Source organism: Streptomyces sp. NRRL B-24572 (assembly GCF_002156145.1).
GTDB lineage: Bacteria > Actinomycetota > Actinomycetes > Streptomycetales > Streptomycetaceae > Streptomyces > Streptomyces vietnamensis.
In genome coordinates, this window is sequence record NZ_MWIG01001080.1 from 1 (window position 1) to 3476 (window position 3476).

The following is a 3476-nucleotide window of genomic DNA, read 5'->3' on the forward strand; positions in this document are numbered from 1 at the left end:
CGACGAGGCCCTGGCCCGCCCCGGTGGGGTTACGCCGTCAGGCGGGCCAGGGCCTCGTCGACCGTCAGTTCCTCGCGCTCACCCGTGCGGCGGTCCTTCAGCTCCACCACGCCCTCGCCCGAGCGGCGGCCCGCGACGAGGATCTTCGGGACGCCCATGAGCTCCGCGTCGGTGAACTTGACGCCCGGGGAGACGCCCGCGCGGTCGTCGACCAGGACGCGGAGGCCGGCGGCGGAGAGCTTCTCCGAGACCTCCAGGGCCAGCTCGGTCTGGAGCGCCTTGCCCGCCGCGACGACGTGGACGTCCGCCGGGGCGACCTCCGCCGGCCAGCACAGGCCCTTCTCGTCGGCCGTCTGCTCGGCCAGCGCCGCGACCGCGCGCGAGACGCCGATGCCGTACGAGCCCATGGTCACGCGGACCGGCTTGCCGTTCTGGCCGAGGACGTCGAGCTTGAGCGCGTCCGCGTACTTGCGGCCGAGCTGGAAGATGTGGCCGATCTCGATCGCGCGGTCCAGCTTGAGGCCGGTGCCGCACTTGGGGCACGGGTCGCCCTCCTGGACGACGACGACGTCGACGTACTCCTCGACCTCGAAGTCACGGCCCGCGACGACGTTCTTCGCGTGCATGCCGTCCTTGTTGGCGCCGGTGATCCAGGAGGTGCCGGGGGCCACGCGCGGGTCGGCGAGGTACTTGACCTTCTCCAGGCCCTGCGGGCCGACGTAGCCGCGGACCAGGTCGGGGCGGACCACGAAGTCCTCCTCCGTCACCAGCTCGACCGTGGCCGTCGGGCCGAAGTGCTCCTCGACCTTGTCCATGTCGACCTCGCGGTCGCCGGGGACGCCGACGGCGACGATCTCGCCGTCGACCTTCACCAGGAGGTTCTTGAGGGTCGCGGAGGCCGGCACGCCGAGGGAGGCCGCGAGGGTCTCGATCGTCGGGGTGTCGGGGGTGGGGATCTCCTCGGCGGCCGGGACGGCCGAGCCGTCGACCGGCTTCACCGCCTGGTACACCGCCTCGGTGTTCGCCGCGAAGTCGCAGTTCGGGCAGTCGGCGAAGGTGTCCTCGCCGGCCTCGGCCGGGGCGAGGAACTCCTCGGACTTCGATCCGCCCATCGCGCCGGCGGTGGCGGCGACGATGCGGTAGTCGAGGCCGAGGCGCTCGAAGATCCGCTGGTAGGCCGCGCGGTGCAGGCCGTAGGACTGGGCGAGGCCCTCGTCCTCCGTGTCGAAGGAGTACGAGTCCTTCATGAGGAACTCGCGGCCGCGCAGGATGCCGGCGCGGGGGCGGGCCTCGTCGCGGAACTTGTTCTGGATCTGGTAGAGGATCACCGGCAGGTCCTTGTAGGACGAGCACTGGTCCTTGACCAGGAGCGTGAAGATCTCCTCGTGCGTCGGGCCGAGGAGGTAGTCGCCGCCCTTGCGGTCCTGGAGGCGGAAGAGCTCGGCGCCGTACTCGTCCCAGCGGCCGGTCGCCTCGTACGGCTCACGGGGCAGCAGCGCGGGCAGGGTCACCTCCTGCGCGCCGATGGCGTCCATCTCCTCGCGGACGATCCGCTCGATGTTGGAGAGGACCTTCTTGCCGAGGGGCAGCCAGCTCCAGATGCCGGCGGCGGTGCGGCGGACGTAGCCGGCGCGGACGAGGAGCTTGTGGCTGAGGACCTCGGCGTCCGCCGGGTCGTCGCGCAGCGTCTTCGCCATCAACTGGGACATGCGCTGGACCGGTGCGTTGGCCATGGTTCTCGTACTCCTGCCGGGACTGACGGTGATGGCCCCGAGGTTAGCCGGGCCGCCCCTGGCAGGAGAAATCAGTTCCGGCGCCTGAGCGGCAGGGGGGCGCCCATCACGGCGTACGGGCGGGGGGCGCTCGGGAAGTGGACCTGGCGGGCGAGGTCGACGTAGCCGAGGGAGCGGTAGAGGCCGCGGGCCGGGGAGTCGGTGTCGATCGCGGAGAGGATGGAGCGCTTCTCGTCGGCGCCGTCGGTGATGGTGGTGATCAGCGCGCGGCCCACGCCCCGGCCCTGGAAATCGGGGTGGACGTGGAGTTCGGTGATGACGAAGGAGCCGTCGAGCCAGTCGGCGGTGCCGGTGGCCCGCAGGTACGTCTCGACGACGGTGGACCACCAGTGGGTGCGGTCGTTGGGCATCCCGTACACGAAGCCGACGAGCCGCCCGTCGGGCGTGGTGGCCCCGTAGGCGCGGGCGCCGGGGCTGAGGAGGTGGCGCAGCACGATGTGGCGGCGTACGGCGACCTCGCCCGCGTCCAGGCCGAAGGCGACCGCCTGCACGGCGAGGGCCTCGTCCACCCTGGCGGCGAGATTGACCGGACCGATCTCGACCTCTGCGTCATCCATGCGGCGCACCCTACAAGCGGCCGACCCCCTCGGACAGCACGTTCAGAACAGCACGCTCATGAAGGCACCGGTCTCGCGGAAGCCGACGCGGCGGTACGCGGCCCTCGCCGGGGTGTTGAAGTCGTTGACGTACAGGCTGACGACGGGGGCGACGTCGGCCAGGGCGTACCGGAGGACGGCGGCCATGCCCGTCTCGGAGAGGCCCTTGCCGCGGTGCTCGGGGGCCACCCAGACGCCCTGGATCTGGCAGGCCTGGCGGGTGGCGGCGCCGATCTCGGCCTTGAAGACGACCTTGCCGTCCTCGATGCGGGCGAAGGAGCGGCCGGCGCCGACGAGCTCGGCGACGCGGGCCTGGTAGAGCAGTCCGCCGTCGTTGGCGAGCGGGGAGATGCCGACCTCCTCGGTGAACATGGCCACGCAGGCGGGCATGATCACCTCCATCTCGTCCTTGCGGACGCGGCGCACCAGCGGATCGGGCGTGACGGTGGCGGAGGGCTCCTCGGCGACCATCAGCGGCTGGTGGGCGCGGACGTCCCTCGCGGGGCCCCAGCTGGGCTCCAGGAGCCGCCACAGCTCGCCGGTGGCCTCGGCGGGGCCGACGATCGAGGAGCAGCGGCGGCCGATCCTGCGGGCCCGGTCGGCGAAGGCGCGGACGGCTTCGGGGGTGGCGCAGATGGGGACGAGGTTGGCGCCGGAGTAGCAGAGGGAGCGCAGTCTGCCCTCGGTGTACCAGCCCCACATCTCGCCGCCGAGGCGCCAGGGGTCGAGGCCTGCGACCTGGACGCGGGCGGTCACGAAGGCGTTCTCGACGGGGGCGCTCTCCAGGACGGCGAGTGCGGCGCCGAGGTCGGCGGGTTCGAGGACCCGAGTGGTGGTCTCTGTCAGCACGAGGGGGCCTCACGGTACGGATCTGCTGGTCTCCGCACTGTACCCCCGTGCCTGTTCTTTGGGCTCGGTTCACTTCCAGGGCACTGGAGCCGGGCCCACGGGGCCGGCCGTGCCGGGATCGCCCGTCGGCCCTGGGGGCCCGTGCCCGGGTCGCTCGCCGAGCCTGGGGCCCCGTGCGCGGATCGCCCGGCCCTGCGGGGGCCGGGCGTGCCGGGAAGCGCCGAGCCCCTCCACCGGG

At 72.5% G+C, this 3476-nt stretch carries 3 protein-coding genes; all 3 read right to left on the reverse strand.

Going from position 1 to position 3476, the window contains the following annotated elements:
- Positions 1 to 29: 29 nt before the first annotated feature.
- Positions 30 to 1733: a proline--tRNA ligase gene (locus CCN56_RS40305; protein WP_086832510.1), complete on the reverse strand. Its 1704-nt coding sequence runs from the start codon at positions 1731 to 1733 to the stop codon at positions 30 to 32.
- A gap of 71 nt (positions 1734 to 1804) precedes the next feature.
- Positions 1805 to 2350: a GNAT family N-acetyltransferase gene (locus tag CCN56_RS40310; protein ID WP_086832511.1), complete on the reverse strand. Its 546-nt coding sequence runs from the start codon at positions 2348 to 2350 to the stop codon at positions 1805 to 1807.
- A gap of 42 nt (positions 2351 to 2392) precedes the next feature.
- Entirely contained in the window at positions 2393 to 3238 is an 846-nt protein-coding gene (locus CCN56_RS40315) for a GNAT family N-acetyltransferase (RefSeq protein WP_041131514.1), read from the reverse strand.
- Between the last annotated feature and the right edge of the window lie 238 nt (positions 3239 to 3476).

Coding starts and splice junctions, on each gene's coding strand:
- CCN56_RS40305 (WP_086832510.1), bottom strand. CDS start 1,733: ATGGCCAACGCACCGGTCCAGCGCATGTCCCAGTTGATGGCGAAGACG.
- CCN56_RS40310 (WP_086832511.1), bottom strand. CDS start 2,350: ATGGATGACGCAGAGGTCGAGATCGGTCCGGTCAATCTCGCCGCCAGG.